A 16,338-nucleotide genomic window follows, 5' to 3' on the forward strand; every position below is an offset into this window, starting at 1 on the left:
GTTTCGGATGACTTTTTTTGGCCTGCCACAGAAAGCCCGGTAGCCACAAATCGTTGCTCAAACCTATAGACGATTCGTTCCTCTAAACGACTTTCGGCGGCATGTCGGCGTACCAATTCCCTGCCCAACTCAGGAGTCATATCTTTGTACCATACCCCTTCCGGATAAGCGATCACGACGCAAGCGTCGGCGCATCGTCCGTTGCAGCGCGTACGCGTCGTGTGCATTTGCCGATCCGCTCCGAGCAAACTGATTTCGTCCCTGATCGCTTGTGTTACTTCCTCGGCCTGCCGCTGCATGCAGCTGCCGCCGTTACAAATAAGAAAATGGCAGAACGTCTCTTGCAAATCCCAAGTTGCCATGAACAGCCTCCCTGTCGATAGATCTCCCCGGCAAAAAGCTGAAAATCGGCCTTTCGCGGGGGCTCGTGTCAAGTTACGGTTTAACTTTATCCGGATACAAACCGGCGGCAAGCGTTTTTAGCGCGATCGGCGCCCGGACGCCCTCGGCCGCCGCCGATAGCGGCAACACGATAAACCGCTCGTCGCGGATCGCCTTCACATCGGCCAACGAGGACAGGCTCATTAAGCGTTCCTTCTTTTGCTCTACAGTCGTGTCCCCGTAGTCGATGATAATGATCAAATCCGGGTCGCGATGGACCACTTCTTCCCAGCTTACTTCTGCCCATCCCTTATCGATATCGTCGAAAATATTTTTTCCGCCCACTTGATTGATCAGGTTGGTCAAATACGTATTGGCCGCCGTAAGCGCCTTGTCCTCCCCGCTGTCATAGACAAAAACCTTAAGCGGCTGTTCTACGGAGCCGATTTGCGCCTGAATCTCTTCCAGCTCGCCGCGAATCCCGTCCACCAGCGCTTCGGCCCGGTCCTCCACGCGGAAAATTTTCCCGATATTCAAAATGTCCCGATACACATCCTCAAGCGTCGGCTTTGGTGTATTGGAGGATTCCTGCACATAGGTCATCACGCCTTGAGCAGCCAAATCCGCCCGGGAACCGAGCGTCTCCTCCGTAAACGCGCTTTGCCAGCCCGCGTAAGCGAAATCAGGCGAAGCGTCCAGAAAAACTTCTTTGGAAGGATATTTATCCGATAATACCGGGATATCGTCATACTTTTCCTTGAATTCGGGCAGGATGCTGTCATCCAGATAGGCCGTCCCCACCATCGACGATTCGAGGCCCAGCGCCAGCATTACCTCAGTCGCGTGCTGATTGAGCGTTATAGCCCGTTTCGGCGCTTCCGGGAAGCTCAGCTTTTCCCCCATATTCTCCAATTCGACAGCCCCTTCCCCGGCGGTTGTTGAAGATATGGACGGGCTTGACGGTGAGATGTGGGATGCCGACGGACCTTTGCCGCCGCCGCATGCGATCAGCACCGCCAGCAGAATAAGGATGGCCGGCAGAAGCGCCGGGGTGATGTTCTTTTTCATGATCTTTCTCCTCCGTATGATCGTTGTTTGTTTTGAACAACCTCATAAAGCTTGCGGGCCCCAAATATTAGGACTCCTTCTTCATCGGTTTGCGATCATCTCCGGCAAGTAGGTAATCGACGGTTTTCCCGTATACGGATGCCGTGAAATTTGCGTCTCCACTCCGAAAACGCGGCGCAGCAAATCCGGCCGCAGCACCTCATCGGGGCTCCCCGACGCCACGATCCTGCCTGCCTCCAGCACATAGATGCGATCGCAGTAATAGGCGGCGATATTCAAATCGTGAAGTGCGGCGAACGAGGTCAGCTGGAGCGTCTTGACCAAATCCATCATCTGCAGCTGGTAGCGGATATCCAAATGGTTGGTCGGTTCATCCAGGATCAAAAAGCCGGCTTCCTGAGCCAGCGCTCTTGCGATCAGCACGCGCTGCTTTTCGCCCCCCGACAAGGTGGAAAAGCTGCTGAATGCGGCGTGCCCCATACCTACCCCCGCGCCAAAGCCTGTTCCGCGATCTCGTGATCCCGCGCGGAGTCCGCCTCCAGCATGCGCTTATGGGGAGCGCGCCCCATCATAATGATATCCTTGACCGCAAAATCGAAGGCGACGTTTGCTTCCTGGCTGACGACTGCCATCTGCCGCGCCGTTTCCTTTTGCGTCATACGAAACAGATCCTGTCCGTTCAGGTAGACACCGCCCCTGTCGGGCTTCAGCACGCGGTACATATTTTTGAGTAGCGTCGATTTTCCGCTGCCGTTCGGACCGATCAGCCCGACGAACTCCCCTTCGCGGATTTCCAGGGATATGGCTTCGATCAAGCGTTTGTCCCGAATGCCGAAAGACAGCTCCTCCACTTTGATGTTCATTCCTGTCCACCCCCGAACGTATACGAGCTGCGCCGCAGCAGCCAGATAAAAAACGGGCCGCCGCATAACGCGGTGACGATGCCGATCGGCAATTCCTCTGGCGCCAGGACGAGTCTGGCCAGGACATCCGCCCATACGATAAAGAGAGCTCCCAGCAGCAAGCTGATCGGGAGTACCCGGCGATGGTCGGAACCAAAAAGCAGCCTGACGATATGCGGGATCATGAGCCCGACAAACCCGATGGAGCCGCTGATCGCTACAAGCGTGCCCGTAAGCATAGCCAGGGTCAATATCAAGCCGATGCGGAGACTTTGGATGTTCACGCCCAAGGTAACGGCCGCATCATCGCCCATCAACAGCGAGTTTAACGCCCGATACTGGAACAACAGCAGCGCAGCGCCGGCGAGTACAACGAAAGCGGGCAGGCCCAAATCCCCCCATTTCGCCCCCGTCAAGCTGCCCATCATCCAGTACAGCGCCGTGCGGATGCCCTCCTCCCGCGGCGCCATCGTAACGATAAAGTTCGTGGCCGCCGACATCATCATGGAAATGGCGATTCCCGACAGCAACAACCTCGTGGTGGAAAGGGTTCCCCTTACCCGCGCCAGCAGATACACCATCCCCATCGCGGCCAGCGAACCGAGAAAAGCCGAGAGAGACAAGGCATATTGTCCGAAAAATTGAAACGCTCCGAACAGGATGACGAGTGTCGCCCCGACCGAAGCTCCCGACGATACGCCAAGAATATACGGATCGGCCAGCGAATTGCGCATGAGCGCTTGAGCGGCGACGCCGGCAACGGATAATCCGGCACCGACGATTACGCCAAGGAGGACCCTGGGGAAGCGGATATCCCAAATGATATGCCCTTGACCGGCACTCCAGGTTTCCTCCACCCATCCGGAGAAGCCCGGCACATGGGAAAATGCGATCTTCCAGACGGTCGCCGGGCCGATCGCCACCGGGCCAAGCATCACCGCGATCGTAACCGACACCAGCAGCAAGGCTGCCAGCATGATCACGATCCCGGAGAACATGAAGCGGCTCCCGGCAGCTTGGGGTTGCCTCTTGTTGTTCATGGCTCCCGATACCCCAGCAGGATCATTCGCGGAGAATGCCGCTCATCGTAGGCCTCTCCGTCGTAACTTCCACGCATCGCTTCCAACTGAAGGCCCGCGCCATCCAACATGCTTTTCATCACCTCCGGCGAATAAAGCTTCACGCGTTCCGTATAGCTGCGGGACCGGCTCCCCGGTTCTTCGATCACGATTTCCTTGGTCACGAAGCCGTTTTGAATCGATCGGCTCTCTGAAATGACCACGCCGTTCTCTTTCCGCTTGGAAAAAGGAACGAGATGATCTTGGATATACCCGGCGTTCAAAACATCGATGACAAAACGTCCGCCCGGCATGAGCGCCATCCGGATTTGCTTCAGGACGTTAAGCTGTTCGCCGTCCGTCTCGAAATAGCCTATCGAAGTGAACAGGTTGACGACCGCATCAAAGTATTCCGTGAAAGTGCCGTCTTCCGGCAAAGCGCGCATGTCGGCTTCAACCCACCTAACGCATCCGCCGGAATCGGCTTCCTTTGCCTTTCGCAGCAGTACGGGGGAAAGATCTACGCCTGTGACGCGATAGCCGGCATCGGCCAGTGCCAAGGCGTGCCTGCCCGCTCCGCAGCAAAGGTCGAGGATTCGGCTTCCCGGGGGCAGCTTCAACCAGTCCATAACCTTTTGAACCAAACGATCGGCTTCCTGTTGATTGCGATGCTTATAGACAAGCAAATAGTCTTCGCCAAAGCTTTTTTCATACCATTTTATCGTTTCGCCTATGCTCATCGATTTCTCCACCCGCCATTTTAATAGTAATAATTACGATTAATATACAACCTGATATTCCCGTCTTTTTTCTCCATCTCCACGTCCTCCTTAGGAATAAGTGCTACTCTACTATATTATTCGTAATTTTTACGATTATCAATAGATTTTATCCATCCCGTAAAAAAAGCATGCTCTCTCCCGAAGAGATTGCATGCTTACTGATCAATGGATACAGGCAGCCTGTTATCTACCCTATGGTTGTTCTTCATTCTGCTGTGCCTGGCAGGACTCGCAAATTCCGTAAACCTCAAAACGATGCCGCAGCACTTTGTAATTCCCCGGCAACTCAAGGCCATGGTCCATCGGACAATAATCAAAAGGAAGCGTTTTTTCGCAATTGACGCAAATCAAGTGATGATGATGGTGCGCCGTACAATTCTCCTTGAATTTCAAGCCGCCATCCATAAAGTAGAAATGCTCCAATACCCCCATCTCGCTTAACATCCGGAGATTGCGGTAAACCGTATCCAGACTCATGCTCGGATAACGGACGGACATTTGATCGTAGACATCTTTGGGCGACAGGTAACCTTCATGGTCGGCAAAAATTTGCGCCAACGTTCTTCGTTGCTCGGTCACCCTCCATCCGTTCCGCGCCATTGTATCCAGCATCTCTCTTACTTTGGATTGGCTTTCTTTCATAACATCGCACGTTCCCTTCTTCGGTATACGAAGCATCCCGCTTGCGTACGGACGTTTCGTCAGAAAGAATTCTGTCTTTTTATTTTAGCAAAGAAAGGGGGGGATTGTCATTTTCACCAAGCGATATGTTTACCCGATCCGAATTTTATAGTAAACTTTATTAGTAATAATTACGAATAAACATATGTGCATGATCGGTTCCCCGGGCAAATCGTTAATTACGGCAAAAAAATCAACGATCCGCTTGAACCGCACCGCACGATCATGAGGTGTATACAATGCAACCAATCAAAAACCAAAAGATTCTCCCCGCCAAACCGGAGCGGCATCGACGCTTCGGTTCCACTGCCCCCATTCCCGGAAATAAACCGACAGTCAAAGAACAAATGGCCGATTTACAAAATCGTCGGGAAGACTACCTGTTTCCCATTGACCGTGTCGGTATTTGCAGGGTTCAACACCCGATCCTGGTTTGTTCCGAAATGGAGCCGGGCACCCAAACCAGTGTTGCGACGATTACGCTGACTACTAGCTTGCCTCGGGAGTCCAAAGGCATTAATATGAGCAGGCTGACGGAACAATTGGAACGATATCGTCAAAAAGGCTGGACAAGCGAACTTCCGGATCTGTGCGATTTTGTCCGTGACCTTGCGGAACGGATGGGACAGGACAAGGCCGAAATAACGATGACTTTTCCTTGGTTTTACGAACGAACGGCCCCGGTTACGGAGAATGCGGGGCTAAATCATGCGGAGGCCTCGATCAAAACCGCGTATGAGAAGGGGAAGCCCTTTACTGCTGAAGTAAGTCTCCGAGCAGCCGTAACCACGTTATGCCCATGCTCCAAGGAAATTAGCGAATACAGTGCTCATAATCAGCGCGGGATGGTGACGATGACCGTCGAGATCGATCCGGCTTCGCCCCCGGTGCGTGATTGGAAAGCGATGTTGCTGGAAGCAGCGGAATCCAATGCCAGCAGTGCGCTTCACCCGGTTCTGAAACGCCCGGACGAGAAGAGGGTCACGGAACAGGCTTATGAAAACCCTCGTTTCGTGGAAGATATGGTGAGGCTTGTCGCTGCGGATTTGTATGAAATGGAGGCGGTGCAAGCTTTCACGGTGGAATGTCGAAATGAGGAATCGATTCATATGCATGATGCTTATGCAGTGATTACGTACGATAAAAGAAATGAAGCGCTGACGCATTAACAGCGACTTTTCTTCTCCTGCACTCCACAATTTGAAAATAAAGAGGGGGGTTCCCAGGAACGCCCCCGATACGATTATCGACTGTCCGCTGTCCGATCTTGTTCAAGCCGGGCAAACGTCTCGGCGCAACGCTGCAAGAGCAAACAAAAGGAACGGTTATGTCCGATAAAAAAAGAGGAAAGGTCGTACCGCTTCCGCGACGGCTCAAACGTTACAAGCAGACGATGCCTCATCCGCTCCATGGCAAATTGCACGAACCTATCGGTTTTCTCGGAGGCGAGCATAGTTATATAAGCATAAAGCGAATGATCCTCCGGTTCATCCAGCGGGCTGACGCCCGCACAGGAAAATTCGGTTTGGATCTGTATTCGCTTAAGGCAAACAAGCGCCGGGAACATCTCCGCATCAACCTCTATATTGCCGAGCCATACCGTTTGCTTGGCTCGCTTTCTTTGTTTGACGCTTCGCAACCAGTTTGTAAGCTCCAGGTCCCTCCGTTGCCACCTTTCTGCGGAATGTACGCTGATCACCTTCTCTTTCTCGTTCTTGCTGCTAATGTATGCCAACAGGCTCCCTCCTCTGGTTAGCCAGAATTGATCATTCGCATTTCCTTGGGCCACATTCTAAAGGAAGCGCCTACGCTCGCTCTTTCAAAAATACCGAAGCGTTTTACGTTAAGCTCTTGCAGCAAGCTGCCCAAGCCAATACCCGCAGCTCCCCCGCCAACAACAACGCAATCGAAAAGCTCCATGGCCAACACCTCCCAGTTATTTATCCTTCTATGCCGTCGATTTATGGCTTGATCAAAGTATTTTAGGCTTGTATTCCGAATAAGCGTCTTCGATATGCGTGCGGCCAAGCGGGGTACCTCCAATGATCGCCTTCCGCTTGGCTTTGAGCAGGATTTGTTCCATATCGGCAAAGCTGCACCCCGTCAGCAAATCCGGCGCCGCCTTATGAAGCGTCTCCTCATGCTCGAAATCTTCCAGGTGCAGGCGAATAAATTGTTCTCTGTCCGTATCTTCCGGCATGCCGTAAGTCATTTTCGTATCAAACCGGCGCCATACCGCTTGATCCAATTCCGCCTCCAGGTTGGTGGCGGCGATGAAGACGCTGTTCCCTTCGAATTCATCCAGGCATTGCAGCAGGGTATTCACCACTCTGGCCATTTCCTTGACCTCATCGTTGTTATCGCGCGTTCGGCCGACAGCGTCGAACTCATCCAGGAACAAGACGCACGGCGTCGTTTTGGCATAGTCAAAAATTTTGCGAATATTGCTCCCCGTCTCTCCCAAATGGCTGTGAATCAGCGCATCCAGCCTGACTAAAATTAACGGGAGTTCCAGACAAGCGGCGATATAAAAGGCGGTTAGCGTTTTTCCGGTACCCGGCGGTCCGAACAGGACGATTTTATTGGGAATCGGAACATCGTACTGTTCGAACTTCTCTTTCATCCCGAGAATCGTAATAAACTCTTCAACGATTTGCCGATTGATAGGCGCAAGAACGATGCGTTCTACTTTTTTTTTGCACTCTTTCGGCGCATAATATGTTGCCATATCCGTACCTTTGGAGCGGGGAAGGCGAAAATTTGCGTTGTTGTTTTTGCTCATGTATGCAATACTCCTTTATTCGATTCGCGACTTTTTGTCCTGCCTATAAAACCCAAAAGATCCCCTCACGATCCAGTTCGACCTGTTCCAACTGCCGCTCGAAATCCGGATGGGGCGCAATGGATTTAACCGGTTCCCAGTCTTGGTTCGCATTTTTGACATACACGCTCCAATTATTTTGCTCCAAACGGAACTGTACGATAGCGGAACCGATCCATTTTCGTCCGTGAGAATAGGGCCGTAAACGAATCCACCACGATCACCTCATAGTCAGCTGTGATGTAACCAGTATAACAATCTGCCTTTTTTCTTAGGTCCTTATTATTTGGTCAATATTGGATACGAATTGGATGAACCCGCGCTATTGACGGAATGGCGGGCCGGCGGGTTCGGCTGACCGCAAACGCCAATAGCGCACGCCCGCGAACTACGGTGTGCGCTATTGACATCGGCCCCTCTCGTCGGTATTACCAGCTGGCTTTTTTCACGCCGGGAATTTTCCCTTGGTGGGCCAGCTCGCGAAAGACGATCCGGGACACCTTGAATTTGCTGATATATCCTCGCGGCCGCCCCGTTACCGCACAACGGTTATGCAGACGAGTGGGCGATGAATCGCGGGGCAGCTTTTGCAAAGCCGCAATATCCCCTTTTTCTTTCAGCTCTCTGCGCTTTTCGGCATATTTTTGCACCAGCGCTTGTCTTTTCAGTTCTTTAACCACTTTTGATTTCTTGGCCATGGCTGATCTTCCCTCCTTTAACTTGCGGCACACGCGCCGCATAGGCCGTAAATTTCGAATTTGTGCGAAACGATCTGGAACGATGCCGGCAGATCGATATCGTTGTCCAGCGGACAAAAATCGAGCGGAAAGGTTTGCTGGCATTTGATGCAGATGAGATGATGGTGGTGACGGTCCGGACCGCATCTCAGCTTAAAGCGGACCCCCTCCGGAAAATCGAATTGTTCAATCAGATTGATCTTCGTCAGCAATCGCAGATTGCGGTATACCGTGTCGTAGCTGACCCCCGGAAGGCGCTCCGCGATATAAGCGTGAACTTGGCGCGGCAACACGAAACCGGTGGAGACGGAGAACAGCTCCGCGATCCATCTGCGCTGCGAGGTCATGCGTAAGCCTTTGGACTTCATGGCTTGAATCAACTGATTCGGCTTGTTCCCCATTTTTTCATCTCCCCCGGTTTGCACATCCCCATCGCAACTGTGGTTATAGCGTTATTCGTTCAACGCCGCCTTCAACGCATCCAGATTTTGCCGCATAACCGCAATATAATCGAGGCCGCCGGCCAACTCTTCTTCCGTCAAACCTTCTATCGGATTCAGCACCGCCGTTTTTGCCTCGATTTCGGAAGCGATCGTGTCGGCCACCTTGGAAGAGACCAGAGTTTCAAAGAAGATCGTTTTCACGTTGTGCTCTTTGGCAAACTCGATAATCTCCGTCATTTGAGCAGCCGACGGTTCTTGATCGGGGGATAACCCGGCAATCGAAAGCTGAGTCAATCCATATTGTTTGGCAAGGTATCCAAATGCGGCATACTGTGTAATGAAGTCTTTACGCTTGGCATCTTTCAGACTTTCGCTAAATTCCTTGTCGAGCGCCTCCAGCTCGGCTTCCTTGAACCGGCCGAAGTCCTACGCGGGAATAACAGCCCGAACGGACCAGCTCGATCACTTTGCTGGGAAAGCCGGCATTGAAGGAAGCCACTTGCTGCGGCACATACCCCACCGTCATCTTTGAACCGTCTTCCTGAACCCCGCCCAACCGGACCGAACCGCTCCAGGGCTTAAGCAGTCCCATTCAGCAAAGTCGTTTTGGCCGCGCCGTTCGACCCCGCGATGCCGATGAATTGCCCGGCATGGATGTCCAGAGACAAGTTTTCAATGACCGGCTCATGCCCATATCCAAATACAACCTCATGCATGGATGATAAAATCGCATCGATCTCTTCTTTTAATCGTAATTATTACGTATTACCAAAAAACATAATATAGTAATTATTACGATTTGTAAATCCCGACCGCCAAACCGGCTTAGACTTCAACCGGCCAAGGCAGCGGGTTATGGAATTTGTTCCAATCCTGCTTCATTTCTTCTTCATTCAACAAGCAACGGGACAACCTTGCCTCAATATCTTTTTGATCCATATTCATACCGATGAAGACCAGTTCGGTCATTCGATCTCCCCATGTATCATCCCAGCGTTCCAGAACTTCAGGTTCGCTGTCCAGCACTTCGCGCTGCTGATCTTCCGGCAAAGCCGCGAGCCAATATCCGGCGGGACCAAACTGAATGGAAGGACCCGCCTGACTTAACGATGCCGCCAGATCGCCGCGCGCCGCGATCCATACCAGTCCTTTGGCGCGAACGACTTCTACGGGCCAATTGCTAAAAAAATAGCTGAGACGCTGGGGGTGGAATGGAATTCTGCTGCGGTACACAAAAGACCCTATTCCGTATTCCTCGGTTTCCGGAGTGTGCTCTTCTTTCATAAGCTCCGAAATCCACCCGGAGGACATGCTCGTCTTTTCAAAATCAAACAAACCTGTGTTTAAAATTTCTTTGGGATCCACAACCCCATTCACAGTGCGAATGATTTTGGCCGTCGGTTGAAGCTTCCTCAAGACGGCTTCCAGCTTATCCAGTTCCTGCTCCTCTACCAAATCGCATTTGTTGAGCAGCAAAACATCGCAGGTCTCAATCTGATCAATCAAAAGATCTACAATATCCCTATAGTCGTTTTCTCCCACTGCCTGATTCCGGTCAAGCAAGCTTTCCCCGGACGCAAAATCGTGCCAGAAGCGGTTGGCATCGACGACAGTAACCATCGTATCCAATCGGGCCAGGACAGTTAAATCGATGTCCAAATCCGGATCGGCATAAGTAAAGGTTTGCGCCACCGGAATAGGCTCGCTGATTCCCGACGATTCAATCAGGATATAATCAAAGCGCCCCTCACCGGCCAGCTTCTGCACCTCGCGCAGCAAATCGTCCCGAAGCGTGCAGCAGATGCAGCCATTGGACATCTCCACCAGTTTTTCTTCCGTTCTGGATAATGCATTCCCCGATTTTACGAGATTGGCGTCCACATTCACTTCGCTCATGTCATTGACAATGACGGCTACCTTCAATCCGTCCCTGTTATGCAAAACATGATTCAACAAGGTCGTTTTCCCGGACCCCAGATAACCGCTCAAAACCGTTATCGGTATTTTCTTCGTTGCCTGCTGCGCTAACATAACCCGATCTCCTCTCATCCATTAACGCGTTTCGCGGTGCAGCGTGTATTTTTTGAGCCGAGGGCAGTATTTGCGCAATTCCATGCGTTCGGGATGCGTCTTCTTATTTTTGGTGGTCGTGTAATTGCGATCTCCCGTCTCGGTGCACGCCAAGGTAATCACAACCCTCATTTTAAAACATCTCCTTTTATTCGTAATCATTACGATTTAATTATTTTACTCTCCCTTCCCCTTCCTGTCAATCACTCCGATGGTGTCCGTCATTTCATATGTATGCGAGCCAAAAATAAAGAAAGGAGCTGCCCTAAAGGTCAAGGGCGCGCTCTTTGACTCGGATGCGTTATGAGCATTGAATCGAGCAATTTCAGCGCGGCGGGATGCGAGAGGTTCTTGACGAAGTCGACGGAAGACTCGTCCACAATCCGGCCTTCGTGCATAACCAGCAGCCGGTCGGCAAAAGCACAAGCTGCCTTCATATCATGGGTAATAAACAAGTAGGACATATTCAATTTCCGCTGCAGCTCTTTCAGCAATGCGAGGACTTCGTACTGCGTGATAGCATCTAAACTGCTTGTCGCTTCGTCCAAAACAATCAGCTTTGGCCGCACAGCGATTGCCCTGGCTATCGCCAGCCGCTGCTGCTCTCCGCCGCTGAACTGATGCGGGTAACGGTCCGCGGACGACGGATCAAGTCCTACCCTCGCCAGCAGCTCACCTGCACACTCCCTATACGCCTGCTTCCCCATTTTCTCGTAGTTATACAGCGGTTCGAGCACGATGTCTCCTGCCTTCATCCTGGGATTTAGCGCGGCGGAACTGTTTTGAAAAACCGCGTGCATAAACTTTCGAAGCGGTTGGCGCTCGCGGGACGTCATGCAATGCCAATTTTGTCCCATGAACCGCACCGCGCCCGAGTCAGGCCGCTCCAGTCCCAGAATAAGCTGGCCCAGGGTGCTTTTCCCCGACCCTGATTCCCCCACCAAAGCAACGCATTCCCGCTCTCCGATCCGCAGCGAAACCCGATCAAGCGCGAGGTAGAGGTCTTTTCTCCCTCGCCAGCCCCCGATCTTCGCGGGAAATGTTTTGGTAACCTCATCTAGTTCCAGCAGGATCATGAGCAACATCTCCTACAGTCGGATATAGCGTGTCCGAATTCAACGGAAAGCTTAGGCGGGCACTTAAAAGACGGCGGGTATAAGGATGCTCGGGAGCATCAAACAATCGGGCGCAGGGCGCGGTTTCCACCACCCTACCGCTTCGCATCACCACGACCGTGTCCGCCATTTCGGCGATCACGTCCAGGTCGTGGGTGACGAGCAAAACCGCGGCCCCGGTCTCCCGCTGCGCCTGTTTCAGCTCCTGCAAAACGGATTTCCGGTTGCAGGCGTCCAGCGCGGTGGTCGGTTCATCCGCAACGATCAGATCCGGATTCAAGGCCAGAGCCATGCCGATCATCACCCGCTGCAGCATGCCTCCGCTTAACTGAAACGGATATTGCTTGATTAAGTCCATCGGACGCGGCAGCCGGACTCTGTTCAGAGACGCTACCGCCAAATCGGTTGCCTCCTTCTTGCTGACGCCAAGATGAAGGCAAAACGTTTCCGTCAAATGAGCTCCAATCGTGCGCAGAGGATTAAACGACGCTATGGGATTCTGCATAATCATCGCCATTTTACTGCCTCGCAGCGAACGAAACTGTCGCGGGGTCAACCTCCCCAGAGCATTGCCTCTGAACCGGATCTCGCCCTCGCTTATCCGGAACCCCGAAGGTAGCAGGCCCATCACGGCCCGGCACAACATCGTTTTGCCGCTGCCGCTCTCGCCTACAACGCCCAGAACCCCATGCGGAGGAAGCGACAGGCAGATATTTTCCAATACGCGATGTTGACTCCGCTGATGGCTAACCGTGACATGATCCAAGTCCAACAAGGCAGCATTGCTTGCAAATTCCGTCCGCATCTTCACCGCCCCCTGGGGTCGAACCAGGCTCGAAGCCCATCCCCGATCAAATTAAAGGCAATGACCGTAAGCAAAATGGCTATTCCGGGATACACCATAAGCCAAGGGTACTGCCAAATATAAGACTTGCTTTCATTTAACATCATCCCCCACTCCGCTTCCGGCGCCTGAACCCCCAGCCCGAGGAACGTAAGACCTGTCATGTCCAGCACGACGCCTCCCGTTTCCAGGAATTGGAGCACGGCCACGGGAATGGCCACCTGCGGTATCAAATGCCTCCGCACCAATTTCCAGCCTGTGGTCCCCGATACGATCGCCGCCCGCACATAATCGCCGGTTTTCAAAGACAGAACCAAACTGCGGACAAATCGGGCATAGGCAATCCACTGCGAAAAGATCAGGGCCAGCAATAAATTGACAAATCCGGGGCCCATGACTCCGACAAGCGCAAAAGCCAGGACAAGGGTCGGAAACGCCAGCAGCAGATCGCAGCAGCGCATAAACAACCGATCAAGGAGGCCGCCTTTCCAGGCAAAGAAAGCCCCCGTAACCGTACCTGTGACAACGCTGCACACCATAACGGCGACAGCTCCCCCCAGGGAATATCGAATGGCCATCAAGAGCCTGGATAGGATGCACCTGCCCAGATGGTCCGTTCCAAAGGGATATTCCCAGGAAGGCGGGCTGAATTGGACGGCCAGAGCGACCAGGTCCGGATCGTTCGGCACGATCCAGGGGGCCAGCGCCCCGGCCGTGCCGAGCAGCAGCAAGAAGACAAGCGCGGCTCCCGCAAGCCGCATATCCCCGCTTTGGATCAGACGAGCTCCGGAGGACGAAGCGTTCATCTTCGACGGATTCAGCCTCATGTCTTCCCCTCTCCATACTCCGCTCTGGGATCGAGCAGCCGCTGTATTCCGTCCGCAACCAGATTCACCGTTACATATACAACCGCCATCAGCCATACGTAGCATTGGATCACCGGATAGTCACGGTTCAGGATCGATTCCATCAAATATCGGCCCATGCCGGGCCAACCAAACACCTGCTCGACGATCACCGTCCCGCCGAGCATATTCCCGATGCCGAGTCCCAGAACGGTAACAATCGGCGCCAGAGCGTTCCGCAGCACATGACGGACCAAAATGAAGCCTTCGCCCAGCCCCCTGAATCGGCCAAACAACACAAAGGTCTCCCGCATCTGTTCCAGCATTTGGCTGCGGAGCAGCCGAGCCACCACCGCTATCTGGGGCAATGCCAGCGTGAGCGACGGCAGAATGAGATGCGCTAAGCCCGCCTTGCCCTGAGACGGAAGCCAATCGAGCCTGAGCGAAAAGACATAAAGAAGCAAAAAACCGAGCCAAAAGCGCGGCATTGCCGCTCCTATGTACATGAAAACCGCAGCGACCCGATCCATCCAGCGGGTATGAAATCGTGAAGATAGAATGCCCAGCGGCACGCCGATCAAGACGGTTAACAGCAAGGCCGACAGGGCCAGCTGGAGGGTGGCCGGAAATTTGGCGGCGATCTCGTCCGCAATCGGCAGTTTGCTCACATAGGAAGACCCGAAATCAAACGTGATCGTCCGGGAAAGCCATAGCCCATATTGGACGTAGAACGGCTCATCCATCCCCAATTCGGCTCGAACCTCCACCACCGCCTCATCGGTCGCGGGCAAGTTCGACAGCCGCAGAATCACTTCCGCCGGCTCCACGGGCACCAGCCGGACCAGCAGAAAAGTCAGGAGGGACACACCCAGCAGCACAAACGGCAGTTCGGCCAGACGTCTGAAAATAAACCGTGTCATCCGCCCACCCGCTTATGGAGCAACGTCGATCGTTTCCAACGGGAAGCGGTATTTGGACGCCGTCGGCGCGACGCCGGTCAACTGCGGTTGATAGACCGCCGCGTTGGCTTCGTACGAAATCGGATAAATGACTGCCTGCTCATGAATGCGGGACAGCAGCTCGGCGTAGAGACGGCTGCGTTCTTCGTCGTTCTTGCTGATCAGCGCCTTTTGTACGATGCCGTCCATTTCAGCTTTTTCCGGCAGGCCGGAAAAAGCCTCGTACAATCCGTCCATCGTCGGCGTCGCGATGACCGTTGCAAAGTTGTGCGGATCGTTGGGCGTTCCGTAACTGGACCAAAAGTTCATATTTGCTTCGCCGTTTCGCAGCATTTGCAGCCCCAGCATTACTTCGGCTCCCTGGAGATCGAGCTTGATGCCGATTTTGGCCAAATCGCCTTGGATGACTTCCGCCATCTGCTTCTGCACAGCTTCCGTCTCGATGTAAACAAACTTCAGCTTGAGCGGGCGGCCTTGCTTCATCCGTATGCCGGAACCGGGGTCAAGCTTCCACCCCGCCTCATCCAGCAGTTGCCGGGCCTTGCCGGGATCGTAATCGATCGGCTTCAGATCGAGATCCGCATATGGAACGTTGCGCCCGAGCGCCGTATCCGCCTTGAGCTCCGTTCCTTTGGTGATGTTTTGCAGCAGCGCGTCTTTGTCGATGCCGTACTGGATCGCCCGCCGCACCGCCAGCTCGGAGGTGCCGTCCATCTGCGTATTCATAATGATGCCGCGGGTGTTGAGTCCCTCCGACAGCGCGACGCCGTATTTCCCCGAGTCCTTCAAATATTGAAAGCTGTCGCGGCTGATCACGCCCTGGCCATAAATCAGGCCGATGTCGCCCTTCTCGAACGCCATGACGATCGATTCAGGATCGGGAATGATCTTCACCGTAATTTGCTCCAGGCGAGGCTTGTCGCCCCAATAATGCTCATTTCGCTCGAATATCGCGTATTCGTCTTTTTTATACTCCTTCAGCTTCCAGGGACCGGTACCGATCGGCCCCGCAATCGTTTCGGACGTTTTGCCGTCCTCCGGAAACCCCGCATCGGCCAGAAAGCGGAACGGACGCACAAAGGAAAGGTCCTGTAACACCGGATAATAGTAATCGGTCAAGCGCAAGCGGATCGTGTGCTCATCCACCTTGTTCACCTCGCCGATATGGCGAACGATCCCCATCCAGCTGTGCCGGTTTCGATTGGCCAGGATCGCCTCGAAATTTCGCACGGCATTGTCGGCATCAAAAGCGGAGCCGTCGGAATATCGAACCCCCTGCCGCAGATGAAACGTATAGGTCAAGCCGTCATCGGATATCTCCCAGCTTTCGGCAAGGGCGGGTTCGATTTCCCCGTTTGCGCCGTAAGAAACAAGCGAGTCGTACACCATCGACTGGGCGAACATCTCGCTGGGCGTGTACAGATGCGGATTCAGCGGGCCGACGTCCCGGGGCCACGCCATTGAGATCGCTTTAAGCGGCGTTTGGCTCTGTTCCGCGTTGGAGCAGGCTCCTAGCAGCGCCGCCAACAGCAGCACCGTCACGATTCGCACCAACAAGCCGGTTTTCATTTTAAGGTTCGTCATAAATAAATCTCCTCTATTTATTAAGTACGAGTTCAAAAAGTCGGGTTT

General features: G+C 53.4%; 20 protein-coding genes and 3 pseudogenes. 1 reads left to right on the forward strand and 22 read right to left on the reverse strand.

What is annotated here, in order from left to right; genetic code table 11:
• Positions 1–11: 11 nt before the first annotated feature.
• The 6 genes and pseudogenes from NYE74_RS24810 to NYE74_RS24835 all read right to left on the reverse strand — a co-directional run.
• A pseudogene (locus tag NYE74_RS24810) lies at positions 12–362 on the reverse strand ((2Fe-2S) ferredoxin domain-containing protein); the annotation flags it as partial.
• A gap of 73 nt (positions 363–435) precedes the next feature.
• Positions 436–1,449 carry an ABC transporter substrate-binding protein gene (locus tag NYE74_RS24815; protein ID WP_341005236.1) on the reverse strand — a complete coding sequence of 338 codons (1,014 nt, stop codon included), beginning with the start codon at positions 1,447–1,449 and terminating at the stop codon, positions 436–438.
• 81 nt (positions 1,450–1,530) lie between these two features.
• Positions 1,531–2,312: pseudogene (locus NYE74_RS24820) on the reverse strand (ABC transporter ATP-binding protein).
• Complete coding sequence (locus NYE74_RS24825) at positions 2,309–3,349, reverse strand: FecCD family ABC transporter permease (RefSeq protein ID WP_036624141.1); 1,041 nt, start codon at positions 3,347–3,349, stop codon at positions 2,309–2,311. Before NYE74_RS24825 ends, NYE74_RS24820 begins: the two are co-directional and overlap by 4 nt.
• A 38-nt stretch (positions 3,350–3,387) precedes the next feature.
• Positions 3,388–4,149, reverse strand: a complete 762-nt coding sequence (locus NYE74_RS24830; RefSeq protein ID WP_036624142.1) for a class I SAM-dependent methyltransferase — start codon at positions 4,147–4,149, stop codon at positions 3,388–3,390.
• Positions 4,150–4,383: 234 nt separating this feature from the next.
• The gene (locus tag NYE74_RS24835) at positions 4,384–4,833 is read right to left on the reverse strand and encodes a Fur family transcriptional regulator (protein WP_036624143.1); all 450 of its coding nucleotides are present in this window, start codon (positions 4,831–4,833) and stop codon (positions 4,384–4,386) included.
• Positions 4,834–5,111: 278 nt separating this feature from the next.
• On the opposite strand from NYE74_RS24835, the gene folE2 reads away from it, so the two are divergent.
• Positions 5,112–6,041 carry a GTP cyclohydrolase FolE2 gene (gene folE2 / locus NYE74_RS24840; protein WP_082207854.1) on the forward strand — a complete coding sequence of 310 codons (930 nt, stop codon included), beginning with the start codon at positions 5,112–5,114 and terminating at the stop codon, positions 6,039–6,041.
• 74 nt (positions 6,042–6,115) lie between these two features.
• Here folE2 and NYE74_RS24845 read toward each other — a convergent pair whose 3' ends face one another.
• The 16 genes and pseudogenes from NYE74_RS24845 to nikA form a co-directional block, all read right to left on the reverse strand.
• A complete protein-coding gene (locus tag NYE74_RS24845) occupies positions 6,116–6,607 on the reverse strand; it encodes a hypothetical protein (RefSeq protein ID WP_036624144.1) in 492 nt (163 codons plus the stop codon).
• Between the two features lie 17 nt (positions 6,608–6,624).
• On the reverse strand, positions 6,625–6,792 hold the full coding sequence (locus tag NYE74_RS24850) for an NAD(P)-binding domain-containing protein (RefSeq protein ID WP_082207855.1): 168 nt from the start codon (positions 6,790–6,792) through the stop codon (positions 6,625–6,627).
• Between the two features lie 52 nt (positions 6,793–6,844).
• A complete protein-coding gene (locus NYE74_RS24855) occupies positions 6,845–7,654 on the reverse strand; it encodes an AAA family ATPase (RefSeq protein ID WP_036624145.1) in 810 nt (269 codons plus the stop codon).
• A 43-nt stretch (positions 7,655–7,697) separates the two neighbouring features.
• Positions 7,698–7,904: a DUF3024 domain-containing protein gene (locus NYE74_RS24860; protein WP_082207856.1), complete on the reverse strand. Its 207-nt coding sequence runs from the start codon at positions 7,902–7,904 to the stop codon at positions 7,698–7,700.
• 217 nt (positions 7,905–8,121) lie between these two features.
• Positions 8,122–8,391 carry a 30S ribosomal protein S14 gene (gene rpsN / locus NYE74_RS24865; RefSeq protein ID WP_036624146.1) on the reverse strand — a complete coding sequence of 90 codons (270 nt, stop codon included), beginning with the start codon at positions 8,389–8,391 and terminating at the stop codon, positions 8,122–8,124.
• Positions 8,392–8,408: 17 nt separating this feature from the next.
• Complete coding sequence (locus NYE74_RS24870) at positions 8,409–8,831, reverse strand: Fur family transcriptional regulator (protein ID WP_036624147.1); 423 nt, start codon at positions 8,829–8,831, stop codon at positions 8,409–8,411.
• 51 nt (positions 8,832–8,882) lie between these two features.
• A pseudogene (locus NYE74_RS24875) lies at positions 8,883–9,278 on the reverse strand (metal ABC transporter solute-binding protein, Zn/Mn family); the annotation flags it as partial.
• Entirely contained in the window at positions 9,247–9,465 is a 219-nt protein-coding gene (locus NYE74_RS24880) for a hypothetical protein (RefSeq protein WP_227872655.1), read from the reverse strand. The gene NYE74_RS24880 and the pseudogene NYE74_RS24875, both read right to left, overlap by 32 nt.
• Positions 9,452–9,589 (reverse strand): ATP-binding cassette domain-containing protein, encoded by a 138-nt coding sequence (locus tag NYE74_RS24885; RefSeq protein WP_227872656.1) that lies wholly within the window; start codon positions 9,587–9,589, stop codon positions 9,452–9,454. Before NYE74_RS24885 ends, NYE74_RS24880 begins: the two co-directional genes overlap by 14 nt.
• 109 nt (positions 9,590–9,698) lie before the next feature.
• The gene (locus NYE74_RS24890; protein ID WP_036624148.1) at positions 9,699–10,904 is read right to left on the reverse strand and encodes a GTP-binding protein; all 1,206 of its coding nucleotides are present in this window, start codon (positions 10,902–10,904) and stop codon (positions 9,699–9,701) included.
• Positions 10,905–10,925: 21 nt separating this feature from the next.
• The gene (rpmG, locus tag NYE74_RS24895) at positions 10,926–11,075 is read right to left on the reverse strand and encodes a 50S ribosomal protein L33 (RefSeq protein WP_036624149.1); all 150 of its coding nucleotides are present in this window, start codon (positions 11,073–11,075) and stop codon (positions 10,926–10,928) included.
• A gap of 140 nt (positions 11,076–11,215) precedes the next feature.
• Positions 11,216–12,019, reverse strand: a complete 804-nt coding sequence (locus tag NYE74_RS24900) for an ABC transporter ATP-binding protein (RefSeq protein WP_036624150.1) — start codon at positions 12,017–12,019, stop codon at positions 11,216–11,218.
• Positions 11,997–12,863 carry an ABC transporter ATP-binding protein gene (locus NYE74_RS24905; protein ID WP_051985559.1) on the reverse strand — a complete coding sequence of 289 codons (867 nt, stop codon included), beginning with the start codon at positions 12,861–12,863 and terminating at the stop codon, positions 11,997–11,999. Before NYE74_RS24905 ends, NYE74_RS24900 begins: the two co-directional genes overlap by 23 nt.
• Before the next feature lie 2 nt (positions 12,864–12,865).
• Positions 12,866–13,729: an ABC transporter permease subunit gene (locus NYE74_RS24910; protein WP_051985560.1), complete on the reverse strand. Its 864-nt coding sequence runs from the start codon at positions 13,727–13,729 to the stop codon at positions 12,866–12,868.
• Positions 13,726–14,667: a nickel ABC transporter permease gene (gene nikB, locus NYE74_RS24915; protein WP_036624151.1), complete on the reverse strand. Its 942-nt coding sequence runs from the start codon at positions 14,665–14,667 to the stop codon at positions 13,726–13,728. The genes NYE74_RS24910 and nikB overlap by 4 nt, the downstream gene beginning before the upstream one ends.
• Positions 14,668–14,679: 12 nt before the next feature.
• Positions 14,680–16,290 (reverse strand): nickel ABC transporter substrate-binding protein, encoded by a 1,611-nt coding sequence (nikA, locus tag NYE74_RS24920; protein ID WP_036624152.1) that lies wholly within the window; start codon positions 16,288–16,290, stop codon positions 14,680–14,682.
• Positions 16,291–16,338 lie beyond the last annotated feature (48 nt).

Origin of the sequence: Paenibacillus sp. FSL P4-0127, from assembly GCF_038007325.1 — a bacterium.
GTDB lineage: Bacteria > Bacillota > Bacilli > Paenibacillales > Paenibacillaceae > Fontibacillus > Fontibacillus macerans.

Coding starts and splice junctions, on each gene's coding strand:
- folE2 (WP_082207854.1), top strand. CDS start 5,112: ATGCAACCAATCAAAAACCAAAAGATTCTCCCCGCCAAACCGGAGCGG.
- NYE74_RS24910 (WP_051985560.1), bottom strand. CDS start 13,729: ATGAGGCTGAATCCGTCGAAGATGAACGCTTCGTCCTCCGGAGCTCGT.
- NYE74_RS24815 (WP_341005236.1), bottom strand. CDS start 1,449: ATGAAAAAGAACATCACCCCGGCGCTTCTGCCGGCCATCCTTATTCTG.
- NYE74_RS24855 (WP_036624145.1), bottom strand. CDS start 7,654: ATGAGCAAAAACAACAACGCAAATTTTCGCCTTCCCCGCTCCAAAGGT.
- NYE74_RS24890 (WP_036624148.1), bottom strand. CDS start 10,904: ATGTTAGCGCAGCAGGCAACGAAGAAAATACCGATAACGGTTTTGAGC.
- NYE74_RS24835 (WP_036624143.1), bottom strand. CDS start 4,833: ATGAAAGAAAGCCAATCCAAAGTAAGAGAGATGCTGGATACAATGGCG.
- rpmG (WP_036624149.1), bottom strand. CDS start 11,075: ATGAGGGTTGTGATTACCTTGGCGTGCACCGAGACGGGAGATCGCAAT.
- nikB (WP_036624151.1), bottom strand. CDS start 14,667: ATGACACGGTTTATTTTCAGACGTCTGGCCGAACTGCCGTTTGTGCTG.
- NYE74_RS24825 (WP_036624141.1), bottom strand. CDS start 3,349: ATGTTCTCCGGGATCGTGATCATGCTGGCAGCCTTGCTGCTGGTGTCG.
- NYE74_RS24900 (WP_036624150.1), bottom strand. CDS start 12,019: ATGATCCTGCTGGAACTAGATGAGGTTACCAAAACATTTCCCGCGAAG.
- rpsN (WP_036624146.1), bottom strand. CDS start 8,391: ATGGCCAAGAAATCAAAAGTGGTTAAAGAACTGAAAAGACAAGCGCTG.
- NYE74_RS24830 (WP_036624142.1), bottom strand. CDS start 4,149: ATGAGCATAGGCGAAACGATAAAATGGTATGAAAAAAGCTTTGGCGAA.
- NYE74_RS24880 (WP_227872655.1), bottom strand. CDS start 9,465: ATGGGACTGCTTAAGCCCTGGAGCGGTTCGGTCCGGTTGGGCGGGGTT.
- NYE74_RS24850 (WP_082207855.1), bottom strand. CDS start 6,792: ATGGAGCTTTTCGATTGCGTTGTTGTTGGCGGGGGAGCTGCGGGTATT.
- NYE74_RS24905 (WP_051985559.1), bottom strand. CDS start 12,863: ATGCGGACGGAATTTGCAAGCAATGCTGCCTTGTTGGACTTGGATCAT.
- NYE74_RS24870 (WP_036624147.1), bottom strand. CDS start 8,831: ATGGGGAACAAGCCGAATCAGTTGATTCAAGCCATGAAGTCCAAAGGC.
- nikA (WP_036624152.1), bottom strand. CDS start 16,290: ATGACGAACCTTAAAATGAAAACCGGCTTGTTGGTGCGAATCGTGACG.
- NYE74_RS24885 (WP_227872656.1), bottom strand. CDS start 9,589: ATGCATGAGGTTGTATTTGGATATGGGCATGAGCCGGTCATTGAAAAC.